General features: G+C 53.4%; 17 protein-coding genes. 7 read left to right on the forward strand and 10 right to left on the reverse strand.

The window, feature by feature from the left end:
* Positions 1–8: 8 nt before the first annotated feature.
* From EOHIBHHM_RS25680 to EOHIBHHM_RS25690, 3 genes are all read right to left on the reverse strand, one after another.
* A complete protein-coding gene (locus EOHIBHHM_RS25680) occupies positions 9–314 on the reverse strand; it encodes a cupin domain-containing protein (RefSeq protein WP_497259010.1) in 306 nt (101 codons plus the stop codon).
* Positions 315–379: 65 nt separating this feature from the next.
* The gene (locus tag EOHIBHHM_RS25685) at positions 380–706 is read right to left on the reverse strand and encodes a CGCGG family putative rSAM-modified RiPP protein (protein WP_497259012.1); all 327 of its coding nucleotides are present in this window, start codon (positions 704–706) and stop codon (positions 380–382) included.
* 285 nt (positions 707–991) lie between these two features.
* A complete protein-coding gene (locus EOHIBHHM_RS25690) occupies positions 992–1,390 on the reverse strand; it encodes a DUF7577 domain-containing protein (protein ID WP_497259014.1) in 399 nt (132 codons plus the stop codon).
* 460 nt (positions 1,391–1,850) lie between these two features.
* Here EOHIBHHM_RS25690 and EOHIBHHM_RS25695 point away from each other — a divergent pair, with 460 nt between their 5' ends.
* Positions 1,851–2,825 carry a polysaccharide deacetylase family protein gene (locus EOHIBHHM_RS25695; RefSeq protein WP_497259016.1) on the forward strand — a complete coding sequence of 325 codons (975 nt, stop codon included), beginning with the start codon at positions 1,851–1,853 and terminating at the stop codon, positions 2,823–2,825.
* 456 nt (positions 2,826–3,281) lie between these two features.
* Here EOHIBHHM_RS25695 and EOHIBHHM_RS25700 read toward each other — a convergent pair whose 3' ends face one another.
* The 4 genes from EOHIBHHM_RS25700 to EOHIBHHM_RS25715 all read right to left on the reverse strand — a co-directional run bounded on the left by EOHIBHHM_RS25700 (position 3,282) and on the right by EOHIBHHM_RS25715 (position 6,125).
* The gene (locus EOHIBHHM_RS25700; protein ID WP_497259018.1) at positions 3,282–3,809 is read right to left on the reverse strand and encodes an HNH endonuclease; all 528 of its coding nucleotides are present in this window, start codon (positions 3,807–3,809) and stop codon (positions 3,282–3,284) included.
* Between the two features lie 514 nt (positions 3,810–4,323).
* Positions 4,324–4,518 (reverse strand): DUF8139 family protein, encoded by a 195-nt coding sequence (locus tag EOHIBHHM_RS25705; RefSeq protein WP_497259020.1) that lies wholly within the window; start codon positions 4,516–4,518, stop codon positions 4,324–4,326.
* 90 nt (positions 4,519–4,608) lie between these two features.
* Positions 4,609–5,088, reverse strand: coding sequence for a homing endonuclease associated repeat-containing protein (locus EOHIBHHM_RS25710; RefSeq protein ID WP_497259022.1), 480 nt, complete (start codon positions 5,086–5,088; stop codon positions 4,609–4,611).
* A 308-nt stretch (positions 5,089–5,396) separates the two neighbouring features.
* Complete coding sequence (locus EOHIBHHM_RS25715) at positions 5,397–6,125, reverse strand: hypothetical protein (protein WP_497259024.1); 729 nt, start codon at positions 6,123–6,125, stop codon at positions 5,397–5,399.
* A 322-nt stretch (positions 6,126–6,447) separates the two neighbouring features.
* On the opposite strand from EOHIBHHM_RS25715, the gene EOHIBHHM_RS25720 reads away from it, so the two are divergent.
* A complete protein-coding gene (locus EOHIBHHM_RS25720) occupies positions 6,448–6,714 on the forward strand; it encodes a winged helix-turn-helix domain-containing protein (RefSeq protein ID WP_497259801.1) in 267 nt (88 codons plus the stop codon).
* Positions 6,715–6,763: 49 nt separating this feature from the next.
* On the opposite strand, the gene EOHIBHHM_RS25725 is transcribed toward EOHIBHHM_RS25720, so the two are convergent.
* The gene (locus tag EOHIBHHM_RS25725) at positions 6,764–6,997 is read right to left on the reverse strand and encodes a FaeA/PapI family transcriptional regulator (RefSeq protein ID WP_497259026.1); all 234 of its coding nucleotides are present in this window, start codon (positions 6,995–6,997) and stop codon (positions 6,764–6,766) included.
* Positions 6,998–7,167: 170 nt separating this feature from the next.
* Between EOHIBHHM_RS25725 and EOHIBHHM_RS25730 the strand changes: the two genes are divergently transcribed.
* From EOHIBHHM_RS25730 to EOHIBHHM_RS25750, 5 genes are all read left to right on the forward strand, one after another.
* Positions 7,168–7,473, forward strand: coding sequence for a hypothetical protein (locus tag EOHIBHHM_RS25730; protein ID WP_497259028.1), 306 nt, complete (start codon positions 7,168–7,170; stop codon positions 7,471–7,473).
* On the forward strand, positions 7,470–7,667 hold the full coding sequence (locus EOHIBHHM_RS25735; protein ID WP_497259030.1) for a hypothetical protein: 198 nt from the start codon (positions 7,470–7,472) through the stop codon (positions 7,665–7,667). The genes EOHIBHHM_RS25730 and EOHIBHHM_RS25735 overlap by 4 nt, the downstream gene beginning before the upstream one ends.
* Positions 7,668–8,004: 337 nt before the next feature.
* The gene (locus EOHIBHHM_RS25740) at positions 8,005–8,871 is read left to right on the forward strand and encodes a DUF4747 family protein (protein WP_497259032.1); all 867 of its coding nucleotides are present in this window, start codon (positions 8,005–8,007) and stop codon (positions 8,869–8,871) included.
* Between the two features lie 6 nt (positions 8,872–8,877).
* Positions 8,878–9,495 (forward strand): hypothetical protein, encoded by a 618-nt coding sequence (locus tag EOHIBHHM_RS25745; protein WP_497259034.1) that lies wholly within the window; start codon positions 8,878–8,880, stop codon positions 9,493–9,495.
* 295 nt (positions 9,496–9,790) lie between these two features.
* Entirely contained in the window at positions 9,791–10,732 is a 942-nt protein-coding gene (locus EOHIBHHM_RS25750; protein WP_497259036.1) for a hypothetical protein, read from the forward strand.
* Positions 10,733–11,238: 506 nt separating this feature from the next.
* Here EOHIBHHM_RS25750 and EOHIBHHM_RS25755 read toward each other — a convergent pair.
* The gene (locus EOHIBHHM_RS25755; RefSeq protein ID WP_497259038.1) at positions 11,239–14,874 is read right to left on the reverse strand and encodes a DEAD/DEAH box helicase; all 3,636 of its coding nucleotides are present in this window, start codon (positions 14,872–14,874) and stop codon (positions 11,239–11,241) included.
* The gene (locus tag EOHIBHHM_RS25760; protein WP_497259040.1) at positions 14,875–17,772 is read right to left on the reverse strand and encodes a DUF1156 domain-containing protein; all 2,898 of its coding nucleotides are present in this window, start codon (positions 17,770–17,772) and stop codon (positions 14,875–14,877) included.
* Between the last annotated feature and the right edge of the window lies 1 nt (position 17,773).

Here is a 17,773-nt window from a genome sequence, read left to right on the forward strand (position 1 = left end):
TTGAAGCGTTAGGTCTCTCGTTTCGCAGCGAGAACGAGCAATGCGGTACAGTCCGTCTTCGCAACCGGAGAGATGTCTTGCGCCCCATCGAAGTGAACCACATCTCCTTGGTTCACGTTGTGTGATTCCCCGTCGAGTTGGAGTTCGAGGGCACCAGAGATGAGATAGAGCACGATTTCCCGATCCGGATGAGCGTGTGGTTCAACGTGCTCTCCTTCCGAAAGGGTCAATCGGATCGTCTTCGGCTCCTCATCGGGAAACGCGTTTGCATGTGGTTTTCCTTCCAGTTTCTGTAGGGATTTGATATGTACCATGATGTTCGAATTGGTTGGTGGATGGATTTACAGGTCGCAACCGCCGTTCGGTTCGTTCGCGGGCGCTATTCGACGTGCGCGCGAACGACGTGGCCGCCACAGCCACACTGTTCGATGTACTCCCAGCGAACGTCCGCCTCCTCGAATCGGTCGCCGAGCGCGTCGTAGAGATACGTCTCTGGATGACCGTGTGCTTCGTGAGTAACGAGATTGACGTGGTGGCCGCTTGTCGTGTGTTCGATGGCTTCAATCGCGTGTTGTTCGAGCAAGGAGCGATCGTCTGTGTACTGCGGCTTCTCGAGATTCGCCGACCACGAGTTATCGTGCGTGCGGTCAGTGACCGGTTCCGTGTCGCCGTGACCATGGTCGTGATCGTGAGAGTCAGTTGCCATACACATCTGTAGGTTCGCTGTGAGCAAAAGAAGGTGGGTCGCGAATCTCTCCGAGACGATCTCGTCGTACTCCGAGGGAGCATTATTTCAAGCAATTTACTCGGGACCGTCTCAGATGCTGCCAGCACTCTCTTCGTGTGGAACAATACCATCACCGAGAATAGTCGCGACGTCTATCGATCCTCATCACAGGATGAGTAACTCTCGAAACGGATGTGAGTCTGGTCACACCGAGGTCGTCACTCTCTGTCCTTCTGCCCCGCTCGCTTGGAAAAACGCAGACAGTCATCTGTATCGGGACAAATCAGCAATGCAGTGACGACAAAACCGATAGTCCGGCTCATTCACTGTGTGACAGACTGGACACACTACGGCCCACTGGAGTGACGAGGGCGCGATTACAGACTCATCGAGCGGAGATCTGGATTGATGCCGTGGACCAGCTGATGTCGCGGAGCTGTGCTGTCGATTACGAATTGAGTACAGTACGAGCACACTAAGCAGACATAGCACGAGAGCGAGGGTCGTCACATAGATCGGGAATGGATTCGGCAACAGAGATCGAATCCAAGAGGGCTTCCCGAGAACGACCACCAATACCATGGATAGACCCTTGGAAGCCAGATAGATAACTCTCCGCCCTGGCTGTAAATCGCGAGACGCCGACTCGGAGCATCGAGCCATTACTGTCTCTACTTGCGGCGGTAGCGCGGAGTTTCTTTCTGCAAGATGGGGAGTCCTCTGCTGGCATTTGAAAAGACTGGTAAGTGTCGCTTACTAGCACCAGTCTCATATATCTCCAGAGCGGATTTACCAACGAAGCGTAATGAATGATTCATCGACCCGACGCAGTGTCCTCGCATCGCTTGGTGCCGTCGGCGTGACTGGTGTCGCCGGGTGCTTGGGAGACCCCGGTCAAACCGAACCGAATACCACGCCAACGAATACGACCACGGCAACCACTTCAGCGACCTCGAGTGGAAATACGAGCGAGACACCCACACAACAAGACCAGCCATTCACCCGTGGCGAACTCCTCGACGACTTCGAGGATATCGGGACGAAAGACGCGCGTTGGGGAACGATTGGCGGGACAATCAAAGCCGACACGGAAGATGTGTATGCGGGCACCCAGTCGGTCCACATGACCAACAAAAACGGGGACGTCGCTGGGATCTACAAATCGTTCTCGGAGGGGCTTGATCTCCGCAAGCACGACCTATCGATCGCCGTCAAACTCGAAAAACCAGTGCGGGGGAAGATTGCTGCTGAGTTCATCGCTCCGGCACGCAGCGATATGCTCACGAGCAAGCGCTTCATTCCCAAGGAACTCAATGACTGGGTCCGTATCGATCTGGGGTACACCGGGAAAACCGGCGAGCCGGTAATGAAAGCGATTCAAGAACTTCGGCTCATGGTCTTGACCCCAGAGGGCGAGCCGATCGACGTGCGCATTGACGACCTCCGAAAGATCCCCAAGCCCGACAAAGGGAAGGTCATCTTGCAGTTCGACGACGCCGTCACCTCTCAATACGAGGTTGCGTTCAAGGAACTGCAGAAACGCGGCTGGCCGGGCGGGGTCGCTGTGATTCCTGATGCCATCAACAGCCAAGGCAATCTGACGACTGGGCAGATGCGTGAGATGCGCGATGCTGGCTGGGACATGATGGCTCATCCGCAGGCTCCAGAGCCGTTGCCGGCGTACTCGAAAGCGAAACAACAGCGGATCATCCAGCAAGCGTACAACTACCTCGACCTCAAGGGGTTCCCAGAAGGTGCGCGTCACTTTGTCGCCCCCTACAACCGAGTGAGCAAGACGACACTGGAGATCGTCGAGCAGTACCACGAGACGGGGTTCATGTTCGGTGCCTGCCCGAACAACGCCCAGCAACCGAGTAACATGCACGCCATCTCGCGAATCATGGGGAAGGACCCACAGGGGACACGCCGCATCCTGAACCTCGCTGAAGAGTTCAATCAACTGGCGGTCGTCACTTGGCACTCGATCGGTGACGGTGAGGACTACGAGACGTCGGTTGACGACTTCAAGAACGTCTTAGATCACCTCGAACAGAAAGACGTCGACGTGATTGCCCCCTCGGGGCTCATCGACGGCTAAGGGCTCTTCTCGCGAGGGCGTTTGCTTTGCTCCGCGTTTGTGATTAGTGAACAAGAACGCGTGTTTGGATTCGGCGTCTTTGTTCTTGATTCGTCTGGTGCGGTGCCTTGCAGGTCGCCAAGATCTCTGGTGAGTCGGCAGTGCGAGCGCGAGCAGTTCCTCTGTCGCGCTGCTGAATGCGTTAACACCGATTTTGGAGTACGACGTGATAGCCAGTGGAGGACGGTGATACCGGGTCGTCACGCCTCGGTCGTTGTTGTGTCCTCGGTTGGCGTTCCTTCTGCAGTTGTTGTACCCGCTGCGGTAGGTGTGCCATTATCTGGTGTTGTTTCTGCTGTCGTCGTCTCCTCTGTTGTTGTGGTTCCTTCTGCTGTCGTCGTTTCTTCGGCGGCCGTCGAATGGGCGTTAGAACACTCAGTCGAGAGCTGACACCTCGACCAACGAGGCACACCGTACTCACACCCATTCGAGCGCGGCGTTGTGCTGGGCGACGTACTCAGGGTTCAATGCGTCGTCGAGTTGCGGGAGGTACTCGCCGGCGCGGTCGATGATGGTGCGTTGCAGCACGTCGCTTCGCGTTTCGAACGCCGGGTTCACGCGTAACCGGTACTCACGGTCAACAGTGAACAGCTCCCGGTCGAACGCTGCGTGATGCGTTTTACTGAGCGGCAGAACGTTCCGCACGTCCGCGCGGTGCTGCGGGTGTTCACTCCACGACAAGATGTGCGCAACGTCTAGCAACACCGGGTGATCAACGCCCGACACGGGGCACGTTCCGTCGTACCGCGACAACACTGTTGCGCGGAACTCCGGGTCCACAGCACGCGCAACCACTGTCGTCTCGTACGTCCCCGCATGGAACTCTTGACGCCCCGCTGTAGACGTCCACTCAGCATCACGCCACTCACCGACCGCGTGATCGACGAACTCCCAGCCATCGTCTGTTAGCACGTACTCGCCGCCGCGTTTCTCGACGAGACCCATACTCCGCAACCAGTTCGCACGCTGCTTCGCCATGTCCGTCTCCCCGCGACTCCACCCTAACTCTGGGTGCGTATCCAACTGCTGGTCACTAATCTCCGAAATCGTCAACGACCCCGCAGACAACGCGTACAGCAAACTCCGCAACCCAACGTTCCGCTCACACATGACTCGAAGCAGAACACCAGTGTCGTGCTCCGCCGTGTATTCTCGACCAGCCTCACCCAACCGCCACTCATCACCAACACGTCGCAAAAACCCGACGTTCTCCAAGTACGACACGCGCCGCAGGATCGAGTCGCGGCTCGACACGTTCGCAAACGACCCGCGATGCCACCCCACTAACTCATCCATCGAAGGGCGATGCGTCACAACGAACTCAAGAACCGCATCTAACGACTCCACGTACTGCGTCGCCCCGCCAAACATTGGGACGATACTCCGCAGTCGATCCGCAGGCATACATCGACCCACTCACACCCCGATCAAGACGTTTCCCCTTATCGACACGAATCCGTCACGACTCCGGCGGGTCGTCAATTGGCGGCCGTAAATCCTGTGACCGGAAATCCGCCTCCGCACCCGACTGCAACTCCACGCAGAACAACCCAGAATCCCTGTCCTTCCCAGTCGCCATCCCAGCATCGTCATCCAACATCGAAACCACGCGGCCATGCACCCTGTGATACCGCTCATAATCCGGGTCCGTCACATCAGGAAACGTAACTCGTTTCAGACTTCGTAACGCGTCGTCGTGACGTAATCAGCAGAGAACGTGAGATCGGACACGAACGTCGGTACCCTAGCCGTGTGTGGAGTCAGAGTGGTGGTTGACTGGCGTTGCTTGCTCAAGCAGGTCGAACATCTCATCTGCCTCTTCTTCGGGCGTTTTGTCTACGTCCTCGGAGTCGACAACACCAGCTAGTTCCTTGGCCTCTGACCAACTTCCACACCGCTCGGCGATGGTTGTCACTGAGGGTTTGTATCCAGACCGCTCGTAACTCTGTATCGTCGGTTCCTCACCGTACGTGTCTACAAAATCTCGAAGCGCCTGCAGACAATCCTTGCGGGTGTACTGGTTGCGAGAGGGCGGGTCAAGATCGGCGAGAGACAGTGCATGAGCCCACGAGCCACAACGACGTGCAATAACACTTGCCGATGGGGACAACCCGAGCACCTTGTATTCGAGCTTGGTCGGTGTCTCGCCCAACTGCGCAGCTGCAGTCTGGAGGGCGTTGAGACACTCGGCAACGGTCTCGTCGTTTGTTCGCCGCCTAGACATATTCTGACAGACTACGGCTCGTCACAAAGCCCTATCCCCGGGCAAGATGTGTAGATGGTGCATTCAGTGAGATGGATGGCTTTGGAAGTACGACGCTCGTCAGTGTCGGGTACGTTTGGAGCTGTCTCATCACACCCGTTGTGAGCGGCCTCGAGCGACCAAACCACTCAAACTCGTTTCATACACTCCTACTACTCCTACAACAACCGAGGATTTCCCGAGTGCTGCTGCTAGTACTACCGTGCGTCCCGGCGTGGTGTGTCAGTGTCCTATCGTGTACCTAGTGTGTTTCGGCGGGTATCACACCCTCACTGTCTCCACCACATCACCACGTCTGTGATACTGCGCGAATTCTCGTTCGTCGACTCGAGATCGGCGACGGCCTGCTCGGTGAAGACGACGCGTTTGGTGCCGCGGCGTTTCACGATCTTCGTCTCGTCTTTGCCGAACCGATTGAGGAACTCCATCACTCGCGAAACAGTCTCCGGGTGGGGGCTTTCGTCGTCCTTCGAGCGCAGGACGTTCCGAATCGTCCCCGAGTCGATCGAGTAGCCCGCCGGGACTTTCTTGGCGTAGTCAGAGAGTCCCTTCGCGATGTAGCGAGCCCGCTTTTCGTTGGACGTGAGCTTCTGGACGGCGTTGTTCGAGAAGGCGACGACCTGCTGGAGTGGGGAGAGTGATGCAACGTCCTCGCTCGTGGCGACGTCGTCGGTGGTCAACTCGTGGAACTGCTGTTGGAGGCGCTTGCGGTGCTCGTGTGCTGACTCGTAGTTCGTTTCGAGTTTGCGCACGCGGGCTTTGGACTCGGCGAGGTCCGCGTGGTGGGACTCGATCGTTTCGGCCTGGTCGTCGACGGTCGCTTCGAGCTGGTCGGTTTCGGCTTCAAGCGTGTCGACGCGGGCTTGGAGCTCTTGGTTCTCGGTTTCGAGCTCGTCGACGCGGGCTTCGAGTTGCTCGTTTTTCGTTTCGAGGGCGTCGAGACGGGACTTGAACGTCTCGAGTTCGTCGGCGAGGGCTGGACTTGTGGTTGCGCTCATTGGGTGCCCTCCGTAAACTTCTCAAATTTTGCAGCCGATGCGATCTGTCGGTCGGGGAATTCAATACCCCGCGAAATGTTTGCTGACATGCTTCCGTAGTCTGGATACGGAGGCCACAGCGGGCCGGTGTTCCAGCACCTGGGTCCGCTTGATTCTGGATCCGACAATCAGTCAGATCTGTCTGTAGCTTCCGTTGGATCTCATTAGAAGGAGGGCGGTAATAAGTCTTGACGACGAACGTAGTTTTGTAGGAACTACGAATGTGGTTAGAACCAAGACACACCGAGGTCACTTTTTACGAATGACAGGCCACATCAAGGAGATGGTTGAGCGTGTATCGTGGATGTCTCCAATCGATTACGAGATTCTACTGTTCTTCGAGACCCACGATATCCTCGTGTCTCCAAAGGTACTCTCAGTAAACATCGGGTACGACCGACAGTACACCAGTAAACGATGTCGTGTGCTGATGGACGCAGGCATTTTAGAAAAAGACGAATCTGAGCTATATGGCCTGAGTGACTCTGGTCGGGCATTCCTTGCCGGCGAGCTTGATGCTGAGGATCTGGAACGGGATGAGAACTCATAGTCAGAAGAAGCAACCTTACTTCTCCTGCTGAGGGTTCGTCGAAATCTAGCTACTCCTCTCGCCACCATACGACAGCACGGGCACCGACATTCATTTTCCCAACTTTGCCCTCTTCATGGAGTGCTTGGAGCTTCTGTCTGGCAGCTTCACCAGAGCACCCGATTGACTCGGCAACCTGCTTTGCTGTCAAGACGGGTGTGTCAGCCTCTACAAGCACTTCGAGGACTCGCTGTGGTGTAATCTGTGTCGAGTAGCGTCCTTGGTTGTCTCGTTCACGGTCCATACAGTACACTTGATTCCGTGTCGGATAGTCCTATTGCCTGGTGGCATGTGGAAACCTTTTTCACCCATTGGCACGTAGCAATTGGTAAGGAAGACGGGTCCCTCTTGGGCGTGAGAATGCCCGCGTGTTGTCGCACGCGGGACCGGTCTTCCAAAGGCACCAGAAGACCAATGTCAACTACGAAAGCCCTCGCACAAGAGCGTACCGCATCGCTAGCTAGCCATCTCACCGACGCCCTCGCCCGCTCGTTCATCCTCGGTGTCGACGCCAGGGGGTCGACCCATCATTATTACCGTCCCGCCGACGCCGTCGTCGTCTTCGAGGGGCGCACGTTAGATCACTACCAGCCGCTTGATGGCCGCCCACTCGCAGAGTGGCAGGCGTTCGTCGCCGAAGAGCGTGGGTGGAATTCGACCGGCCAGCTTGCACAGCTCGGCCTGCAGGCCGATTTAGAGCGCAAGGAGGCCCACGCATGAGCGCGCGCGAAGAGCTAGAGATGCATCTGTCGCAGGCACTGTCGCGGACCGAGGATGCTGCGGTGCAAGCGCATCTGCACGCGGCGTTGGAGTCGACCGAAGAGTTGCCGCCGACGCCGCTGGTGGAGTGTCCCGTGTGTGGGACAGTGGGGTTGCCGGAGCGGATTGAGATGCACGACTGCAGAGGTTCTTGAGTGAGATAGGTCCAGTATTGGATTAATTCGCTCCCTTAGTAAGAACGAGAGATAGGATATATCTGCATTTGCGTACACAAAGCGCTAGGTTCTAGTGCGGTTTCCACCGTGAACCGGTAGATCTGATTCCGTTGTGTCTACCGGTTTTGTCTAGCATTTCTTGACTGAAGCGGCACTAGTCCCACTATTCGGGATTCATAGGTTGGTAGATACCGGGAAAGGTTTTGAAAGTGGTAAACACAGAGATGGTTCCTGAAAGAATACTGATTGTCTCTAGTGTGTAATTCACTATAATATCGTAAGAAATATTTCGCAAATCTGTACTATATTGTTACCAATGGGATCTATCAGGTTCGCCCGACTGAGTTTTGAAACCAAACTCAACCATTATACGGACAGACGAACCGGCCATGAACGGCGGAGGGAGGCACTACTGGAGGTGATTGATTTCGACACTAAAGTCAACCAACTACTCCGGGAATCAGGGAAACCTGGGTTAGCTAACAAAGGAGATTGGGGGTTTTCAGACCCAATTGTCGGAAACACCTTCATTGCTGGTCGAATCGCGAAAGAACAGGAAGACACCGGACGACAAAAGGATTCTTCCCAACGTGATTATATTCCAATAAAACGTAAGGATCCGAAGGTTGCTTTCTTTGTTATTGATTTAGAGGAGATGGTGATGGCATATGAATACAAAACAGCCATCGGTCCAAAAGCACCCTATCGCATTGTCCGTGAATCCTTCAACGTCTATCATGATGGTGAAGAAACATTATCTATGTCGCCTCTCGTTGATAAAGATGAGCTCAGTGTTGAATTAGATTCGTTTGCGACATTTACAGAACTCCAATTCAAAAACCTCCATCCAACGAATCCGAACAGCACTGACCGATCTGAGCCAATGGATCGATTCCTCCAAGAAAGTGGCATTGAAGACCTCGATTTCGACGCGGAAGGTGACGAGGAAGAAGGTGGAATCGATGTGCGGGGCACACCGCTGCTTGATGGCGGGTTGAGTTTGGCAGAAGAAGGCTACGGCAAAGCCCATATTGAAGGGAAGGACGAGAATGGAAACGACAAACAAGTAAGCACCGACAAAATCCCTATTAAAGGAAGAGTGGAAATTGGTGATAGCGACGATCTTAACGTTGACAAATTACGAGATGCAATCCGTGACGCCATATCCGAACTTGGGAATTGAGGGATAATGCACGAACCTAGTCTTCTGAAGCGATTAGCCAATCTCGGGTTCCGCGGCTTATTTGTGGGACTTGATACTTTTGCAGCTGTCATTACATTTTCCCTCATCATGGTTTGGAGTGGTGGGTCATTTCCTCAAGAACTCGCTTCAGATATGCTCTCTTCATTCGTTCGTGTTTCAGCATCTCTATTCGCAATCGTACTGACCGGACTGACAATTATTACCTCATTCACTGATAAAATGTTCGTATATGCATGGAAGGAGGTCGGTGAATATGATAATATTATCACTGTCTTTCAGTTTAATCTCTTTTTACCGCTTATTGTGTTAATTATGTCGATGTTACTAAATTATATTGTATATGATGGTTTTGGGATGATTCTCCTCATCACGTTATTCGTATTCATGATATTTTCACTTGGGAGTCTAGTGAATTTAATTAGTCGGTATGCGCTTCAGCGCGGAGAGTTCATCAAACAGCAACTGGATAGCGAGAAGACTTCAGAATCAAAAGATGATAATCATAGCGAGCCTCTCTCACAAGAAGAGCTATTGACTGTTCTGCGTCACTTAGAGCAGGCTGGTGGTCAGAACGGCACAGAAGAGGGTCAAAAACGAGAGTAACTGCTTTTCTCGAGGCTCGCTGCTTCTACTCTAATCTGCTGAACTATGGCTACCTTTAGTTGTGTCCGGGTTTTGAATACGATCGGCACACCGGTGTTCGTACTTGTTGATCCCACTGTTTCCGTAGCTGTATGCAAGTGAGTTTTGTTTATTAATATGTCTAACAGTGGAAACTACTGTAACTGAGGAAGTTACTATCTGACTGAGGTGGAACACACCCCAAAATTTAGTCATTTAGAATACCAGTCAGTTATAGTAATCTATACCTAGCATGGTGAAAATAGGTACTGAAGTAATGTCTTCGGCCCGCCCGCTTCGGGTTTTCAATCTCTACGATATCCTCGGCGTATTCATTCCAGGAGCAGTACTCTTACTTGGATTATTGTTGCTCTTTGCCGACCCTCCGGTTCCGACTGCTCCATGGGAATATTTGATCTATGCAGTTATTGCTTTATCACTCGGTTACGCTGTCCAGTGGTATGCCTCCCGCGCAACGGGAGATAGACGGATTTTCGAGAATACGATGGACGAGGTCCGAAACCCATTGGAGACTGACGTAGAAGAATCCGACACCGAGACGCAGACTGGCGAGACAGATTCAGATGAAGAGATGGGTGGGTTGGTTGATTTCCGTCTCAGTTCTGTTGATGAACCCTATTTTGTCATCCTGATTCGAATTTGTAAGCATCCGACACGCTGGTTTCAATCTCGAGCAGCGTCTATTATCGAGATTGTTGCTCATGGCGTATATGCGGTTGTCGGACCACTTGTGTGGTGGATTTGGGTTCCAAGAGGAGACAGTATTGGCGATCTGCATCATACGAACCGTGTATGGCGGGATTTACGTGACACCTATAGCTTAGATGTCGACACAGACGATTATGAGCAACTACACCGGATGATTTCGAGTGAAGTTGACGACGTAGAATCCCCCTCAAGGTCATATAGGTTTCAGGCTATTCGGAACTATCACCGTGGAATGTGGGTTTCAATCTGGATTGTTTCTCTTATTATTGTAGGATATGTGACTGGAGTCGTTGATCCCATTTATTCCTTCATAGAGATCCCTCAAAATGAACCGTACCTATTGTCTAACTATTCTCTCCGTGGTATCTCCCTCGTCGCAATCTGTTCGCTCGCTGCCTTTTGGCGACTTACTGTTGAGTATCAGCGACAGTTCGTAATGTATCTCATCGTCGATTACTTTGTGATTCTCCGACGACGAGAACGAAACTGAAAGGAGCGACGAATACAATTAGTCGTCTGCAGGTGCCACTCGGCCTCGTTGCTGCTTGTCGACCGATGTGAATCGCCATGCCGTATTGCGTTCATTCTCACTTACTAGCGTCGCTGTGATTCGATCTCCGGGTTCTAGATTGTTGATCTCTTTTTGAAGGGAATCATCGTACTGTTTGTGGGAGATGGGGACCGCAAACTGGAGACCACTCTTTTTTCCTTCCAACAATTCTATCCATATAAGGTCATCGACATATTCGTCGACACGGAATCTCCTTTCAGTCTCCGTCATCAGACAACTGTTCAGAGCCCATGATAATAAACTCCGTGTCTAATTGTAGGTGGTGCTGGTACGACAGCTGCGATGTAATCCACTATGGAGCGGTTAGCCCCTCATAGTGAGTGTCTTCTGTGCGTGGAATAGTGGGATTTCCAGAAGTCATGTCTGATAGCCACAATTATCTTTTTTAACGAACCCTAAAGGTCAACTGAAATAATCTCTCTGCCTTATTCAGAAGCTGAAAGTCGCGACAGCCATCTTAAGACCGTTTGTTCAGACTCATCAGGAGCGGTTATCAGCTCATTCCCTCCAAGTAAGCTCCTTACAGCCTGATTTGCAGAGGCTGGCTGAACAACATCTGCGTTCAACGCGTCTCCGATGTGGGTTTCGGTAGTGACCTCCGAACCACTTTCCCCAAGTGTCCCGCATACAAACTCTATCACGTCTAGTTCTTCGGGTCTCATGTTCTGGATAAGTACTCCGAACAGTGGATCCCCAGGTAACAATAACCGAATCGACGAGAATTTCTCAGAAATGACTGGCGAGAATGTCACGACAACCCCATCCCCGTCACTGAGTTCGGCTTGTGCCGTCTCACCGAAGGAATCCGGCACAGCGACCGGATCTCTGTCCGGAATCTCAAGCACGTATGCATCATCCACTACTTCAGAGAAGTCATCTGCACGGTTATGATTTCGAAGGGCAGTGAATTTCCAGTTAGATTCTTCAAGGCGGTCGCTTTGCGTAAGCAGCGTTTCAATCGTTTCCAAGCTCACAGTTGGTTCATACTCCCGATTCCCCGTCCCGATTTCTGCAAACGCTGGGTAGCAATGCGGTTCCCACCCATCTAGTCCAGCACTTTCGATAATCGCCTCACGCGTCGTTGCCGAAGTAGCGTTGCTTTCCAACCCGGTCTCTTCGGCTTTCTCTTGCGCACGCTTCGCTCGAGCGTCTGCCTCTTCAATCACCTGCTCGGTAGAGTTAACACCACCCTCATCGGTGCTGCCCATCACTGCGTCTTTAATATCCTTCTCGATACTGTTCAGGACTGGCCGCATTGGTCCGACCACATTCTCGAACAACTGCAAGCGTCCCTCCAACTCCTCGTAGATGTCGCCGTCGATACTGTCCTTGTAGGCATAGTTGATAATTTTCACAACCTCGTTCTTCTGCCCAATCCGATCGATACGCCCAATCCGCTGTTCGACGCGCATTGGATTCCACGGCAAGTCGAAGTTAATCAGCGCGTCAGCTGTTTGGAGATTGAGACCTTCGCTCGCGCTATCCGTGCAGATCAGGATGTTCGTCTTACCATCGGTGAAATCACGCTTGATCGCTTCCTTCCCAACATCAACCCAGTCTCCAGTCTGTTCATCGTACTGTACTCCACCACCACCACTATACGTGCCAACGTTCGGGTGCGTATCGGTGAGAGTCTCTCGAATATGTTCGAGCGTGTCGTGGTATTGCGTGAAGATGATAATGTTGTCCCGCGCACTCTGGCGTAACGATCGGATGTCACGCCTGAGTTGCGCCACCTTCGGGTCTGTGTGTGCTTGGTTGAGGTCATCAACGAACTCTTGGAGAGCAGCGCGTTCAGCCTGAATCACATTCGATGCCTGTCCACTCGTTGGCTGGTAGGCGTCAAGCGATGTCTGTCCAATCGTCTCGTCAATCGTCGCCTCCGTCACGCCCGAGTCCTTACTAAGATCAGAGACCTCCTCGGTCATGTCTTCGACTTTCTCGTCGAGTCTCTCCATCCGACGCTGCAAGCTCTGACGAATCGCGTGGAGGCTGCTCGTGAGCCGCTGGCGGTAGGTCGTCATCACGAATCCTAACGCAAGCTTCTCTTTCCCAGTCAGCACCTTCTGTGACTTCTTATATGTCTGGTCGATATACTGCTCAACCTGGTCGTAAAGTGGCTCTGCATCGCCCAGCTCGATCCGCTTCGTCTCGACGTCTCGCGTCGGAACTGTGTCTGTAAGTAACTCGAGGTCTTGGCACTGTTCTAGAACCGCCCGCGTATTCCGGAAGATACGGGATTGTACCGGGGTTGCCCACTGAGACGCCTCAACGAGCGCGCTCCATTCAGCAGGGCCACAGTCGAACATCAGTGAGCGGGGATTGTCGAACCGAGCTGACGTCTCTCGCACGTCAACGAGCTTTTCAAGGGCTTTTTGCTGTTGGATTGACGCAGTCTTTGTCGAATCGACTAACGCGTTCGACTGGTTGTCATAGCCGGGATTCGACGCCAAGTGCTCGTGGAGAAGCTGACCAAAGCGTTCGATTCTGGGCTGCCCCTCGCCCTCTTCGAGATCAAGTTCTCTCTGGAACTGCTGAAGGACTTGTTGTTGCCCATCGATGATGTTCTCATAGTGAGACCCTACGGCGTCCAGGCTGTCCTCAAGTGCGCCGCGTGTTTCGAAGAACTCAACGAACCGGTCTTTGTCGTCCCAACCTTCTGGGAGATCGCACAGTCTGAGGAGATCGTAGAGCTCACCGATGTTCAATTGCATCGGCGTCGCGGTGAGTGCATAGAGGCATCGAGAGATGTCTTCAACCTGTCCGAGGAGACTGTAAAGTTTCGTCTCTTCGCGAGCGCTGTGTGCTTCGTCTACTACCGCAAGATCCCACACGTCTTCACCCGTTTGTGGCGCCACGTGTGCTTGGTTGTTCTCGCGGCGGGCGGTGTGCCACGACTCGATAATGACCGTCGGCTCGTCTCTCTCGGTTGTGAACGAACCAATGGGCGTCCTTTCCCAGGCATCTGCGTCGACGGTTCCAGTAATTGGGATGCGGTTATCCTGTGCGTTCCCGAGTGGACCGACCATGTAGTCGCCGTCGTAGGACCGTTCGTGGTAGTACGCGTGGATGTTGAATCGATCAAGGAGTTCGTTCTGCCACTGTTGGACCAACCCTGCAGGAACCAAAAACAGGGCGTTCTCAATCTCGCCGATCTGCATCAATCGCGAGAGCGTTAGACCCGCTTCAATAGTTTTGCCGAGACCGACTTCATCACAGAACAACAGATTGTTGGGATAGATACTGACTGCCGTATCGGAGATTGTCCGTTGATGTGGCCAAGGGGTTACGGTGCTGATCTCTTCAGCGAGGTGTATTCCACCGGGTGTACGCCCAGCGAGTGAGACAACACTCGCAGTGTCGTCTTCGGAGAGTGTGGTCCGAGGGTCGTGGTTCTTGATGCGCTCGACGTGTTCCTCCAGGGTTCCGTCAGTATCCTTCCAGTCGATGAGGTCTTGGCGTGCGGCTTCGTCAAGCTGGTAGACATCGACGGAAGGATGGAAGCCGTTCCATAAGGCGTTGAACGTCGAGACGTCTTCCTCGACGTATTTTGCTTCACCGCGACTCCACGAGCGATGGACTTTGAAGCGTTCGTAATTGTACTGCCATGCGCTGAGTGTTTCGTTGATACTCCCTTCGAAGCTGATTTTGCTGCCATCCCGATCGACACCGATGCCGAGTTTTGGATGGAAGAGGCCGTCACCGCCTTTCGGGTTGCCGACTTTGATTTGGAGGTCTCCGCGGTCGAGGAGGGTAGCAATGATGGTGAGTTGGGACTCGACCCAGGGTTCGAGGGGTTCGTCTGCGTCAGGGAACATCGCACCCTTCTCGCGTTTTTGGAGGTCAGCACCAGCAATTACACGGACCGTCCCATCTGTTTCGAGCAGGGAGTCAATGCCTTCGAGAGCGTGTGCGAGACTCCGCAGGCTAAGGTATCCAGCCAGCCGGTCATACCGAATGACTTCGTTGAGGAATGGCCGGTAGAACGTCTCCATGAGCGTCCGGTTGGTCCGGAACTCGCTCTCGTACACCGGCTCCCATGAGACGTCCCTAAGGGTCATTTATTCGAACTCATTGAGGGCTGCTTGACTGTCTTCGTCGTCCTCGCCGCGGACGTTGAGATTGATGTTGCTGATATCGATATCCAGATACTCGCCGGTTCGGCCCGAGAGCATATTTCGAAGCGTTTCTGCGGTGTCGTGCTCTGATGGCAGTACTTCGAGGAGTGCAGTGACGGTAGTACGGAATCGCTTGTCGTTCTTCAGCCCGCGATCAGACAGCCACTCCCAGGCGGCTTCTGGCCCTTTGGTTTCGTAGACATGGATGGCAGAGTGGACTATATCGATACCATGACTAAACCGTTCGTCAGTCGGGTTTACTGGGTATTTGCGAGTTGAGACGCTCTCCCCGTTCTCGAGGAGAACGATGTCCTGAACACGATTGGAGTGGGTCTTGAGTTGGACGTCACCGCTACTCTTCCCCCAGATTTTGGTATCACGCTTCACATCGTCGATGTTGACACCAACCCCGATACCAAGCTGTCGAGCTTCATCATACGGCATCGTGTCAGACTCATAAATGAGCCACGAGAGAACGTACCAGCGCGTGAGTCCGTCAATATCGTCGAAGCCTTTCGTGTCAAGGTACCGCTCAGCAAGGACTTCCGCGACGGCATCGCGGGCGGCGGTAAGAGCATCGCGTGGCGGAACTTCGTCTCCTTTCTTATCCACGACAGGGTAGTTATCGGCGAACACGCGCAGGGTTGGGCCGAACGCTGCAATGATCGTATCCGTCTTGGTTAGACTCAGACCGGAATCAAGGAGCTTTCGCGCGGCATCCTTTGCTTCTGACCGAGTCTCGGATTTCACATCGTCCCAGAGCGTTGCCCCGCCTGTGTCCTCCTCTTCGTGTATCGGTTTCCGTCCAGTAAGAAGGATTGTACTGTCGGCGCTCTGGCTTCCACGCATCACGACGCGGTTTGGCATCTCACTCGTAATCGGGTGTGTTGCGGTGATGGTGAACCCGGCTTCGATGAGCGACATCGACAGCGTATCCCACGCATCGGTCTCTTTGTGGGTGAACATAATAGTCAGGACGCCGCCGGGCTCGAGTGTCGCGTAGAGCTCAGAGAAGATGTCTGCCATTTTCTCCTCATAATCATCCTTTGCGAGTTGCTTCTTTGACTTCTCACCGTCAAGCCCCTCAAATCGGGAGGTGTTCGCGACAGCTTCATCAGCCTTGTTCGTGAGTTCTGAGGTGTAGAACTCTGAGAGGGTATCGCTAAGATACGCCTTCTGTAAGACGTAGAAGCCATCAGCGAGCTGGGCGTACATAACGCTATCATAGTATGGTGGATCAACGACTGCTGCCTGAACGGAATTCTCTCCAACTTCCGACGTGAGATTGGCGGCATCACCACAATACACTTCTGCGGCGTCTCGCCCCTGGGTCATCTCCACAAGTTCCTCGTAACAGTCGATGACCTTTCGTGAGGTATCTTCATACCCCATCGTCTCGGAGACCAAATTATTGTCACAGAACACTCTCCGGAAGGAGTAATTATGCGACATAAACATGTTTGCAGGATATCCCCTCCCCGTGTCCCACGGAGACATCCGTGAATTCCGATCAATCATCTTACTGGCAGATATCGTAAGAATCGTCAGGATGGCTTCTGCCTCACGAAGATCATGTTCCTCGCGGATCTTTTTGGCACATTCTTGGAACGCGTTACAATACTCGTAGTGCGAGACAAGCTGGCGAGGATTGAAGATATCTCGCCATTCTTCCATCCCATATGTTGCCGGGTCAGTGATACGACTACTCACTTCGACTTTTTCTGAGAGGAACGTGAGCAGATCGAAATCAGATTCGATGTGCTCTTCGGCACCCTTGAGGGCCTGCTGGTCGAGATCATCTCCCGCGCGATACCCCGAGCCACCACGGGGGTCGTCGTACTTGACGCCGTAAATTTGGTATTCGAACTCACCGTTCTTCAGCAGTTCCCGAGTCTCTTCGTACTCGATTATCACGCCACAGTGTGGGCACTCCACATCCGAGCGCGATACTGTCCCTTCGGATGGGTCAAAGTCTGTACTCGAGCTTTCTGTTAGCTCGACACACTCATACGACACATCCCCGTCTTCGTAGTGCGGCTTAATGGCGACGCCTTCGTTAGCGCTACGCTTGTGAAGCCACCACTTGGGTACCAATGGAACCGTTCCGGCACACGACTCACACTGGATATGGTACGTACAGGCTGATGCCAGTACTTCACGGCCATCCCGTTTTGTCGGATATAGGTCTTTGAGTTCCTCGCTCGCTTTCTTCTGAATCTCGTTTCGCCACTTGTAGAGTTCATTTTCGAGCGACCCTACCTCCGGTGCGTACTCCAACATCACCTTCAGAATCACCGACGGAACCGGATTCAGTTCATTCGCGATTGTCGGCAAGCCGTAGCGGATTGACTCGAAGGGAATCACTCCGCCGCCAGCCGTCGCATCTAAGACTGTTGGTAACTCACCATCCCACGTCTCTTGCAACGATGCGTGTAGGTCCGCGAGCTCATCTTCGGTCGGAGACTGCGTAAACGGTCTCGGATAGCCGTACCATTCGCCGAGAGTGCCGTCGCGATTTCCTTCGGTCGTCTTGCGCTCCTGAACGTACTCGCTAATGTTCTCTTCTAGGCCCTCGGGACCGATTTGCATCAGGGACAACAGCTCATCGGCACTCGTCCCTTCCTCTATAACCGACCCAAGGATTGCGAGCCGAGCAGCCGGAGTTGGACGCCGAGCGAACCACGGATGAATGTACCGATGCGGTGGCATGTGCTTCGGGTTCGCTTCCTTGAGATTCTCGATCCCTACTGCCTTCAGGGGGAGTTCTCCCTCGATTGCCAACGAGGTGTACTCTTCATCGGATTCGCGTTTGGTCTCGGATGTCGTATGAGAGTCGTTCATA

Source organism: Halogranum roseipondis, from assembly GCF_059695585.1.

Coding starts and splice junctions, on each gene's coding strand:
- EOHIBHHM_RS25680 (WP_497259010.1), bottom strand. CDS start 314: ATGGTACATATCAAATCCCTACAGAAACTGGAAGGAAAACCACATGCA.
- EOHIBHHM_RS25685 (WP_497259012.1), bottom strand. CDS start 706: ATGGCAACTGACTCTCACGATCACGACCATGGTCACGGCGACACGGAA.
- EOHIBHHM_RS25690 (WP_497259014.1), bottom strand. CDS start 1,390: ATGGCTCGATGCTCCGAGTCGGCGTCTCGCGATTTACAGCCAGGGCGG.
- EOHIBHHM_RS25695 (WP_497259016.1), top strand. CDS start 1,851: ATGACCAACAAAAACGGGGACGTCGCTGGGATCTACAAATCGTTCTCG.
- EOHIBHHM_RS25700 (WP_497259018.1), bottom strand. CDS start 3,809: ATGGGTCTCGTCGAGAAACGCGGCGGCGAGTACGTGCTAACAGACGAT.
- EOHIBHHM_RS25710 (WP_497259022.1), bottom strand. CDS start 5,088: ATGTCTAGGCGGCGAACAAACGACGAGACCGTTGCCGAGTGTCTCAAC.
- EOHIBHHM_RS25715 (WP_497259024.1), bottom strand. CDS start 6,125: ATGAGCGCAACCACAAGTCCAGCCCTCGCCGACGAACTCGAGACGTTC.
- EOHIBHHM_RS25720 (WP_497259801.1), top strand. CDS start 6,448: ATGGTTGAGCGTGTATCGTGGATGTCTCCAATCGATTACGAGATTCTA.
- EOHIBHHM_RS25725 (WP_497259026.1), bottom strand. CDS start 6,997: ATGGACCGTGAACGAGACAACCAAGGACGCTACTCGACACAGATTACA.
- EOHIBHHM_RS25730 (WP_497259028.1), top strand. CDS start 7,168: ATGTCAACTACGAAAGCCCTCGCACAAGAGCGTACCGCATCGCTAGCT.
- EOHIBHHM_RS25735 (WP_497259030.1), top strand. CDS start 7,470: ATGAGCGCGCGCGAAGAGCTAGAGATGCATCTGTCGCAGGCACTGTCG.
- EOHIBHHM_RS25740 (WP_497259032.1), top strand. CDS start 8,005: ATGGGATCTATCAGGTTCGCCCGACTGAGTTTTGAAACCAAACTCAAC.
- EOHIBHHM_RS25745 (WP_497259034.1), top strand. CDS start 8,878: ATGCACGAACCTAGTCTTCTGAAGCGATTAGCCAATCTCGGGTTCCGC.
- EOHIBHHM_RS25750 (WP_497259036.1), top strand. CDS start 9,791: ATGTCTTCGGCCCGCCCGCTTCGGGTTTTCAATCTCTACGATATCCTC.
- EOHIBHHM_RS25755 (WP_497259038.1), bottom strand. CDS start 14,874: ATGACCCTTAGGGACGTCTCATGGGAGCCGGTGTACGAGAGCGAGTTC.
- EOHIBHHM_RS25760 (WP_497259040.1), bottom strand. CDS start 17,772: ATGAACGACTCTCATACGACATCCGAGACCAAACGCGAATCCGATGAA.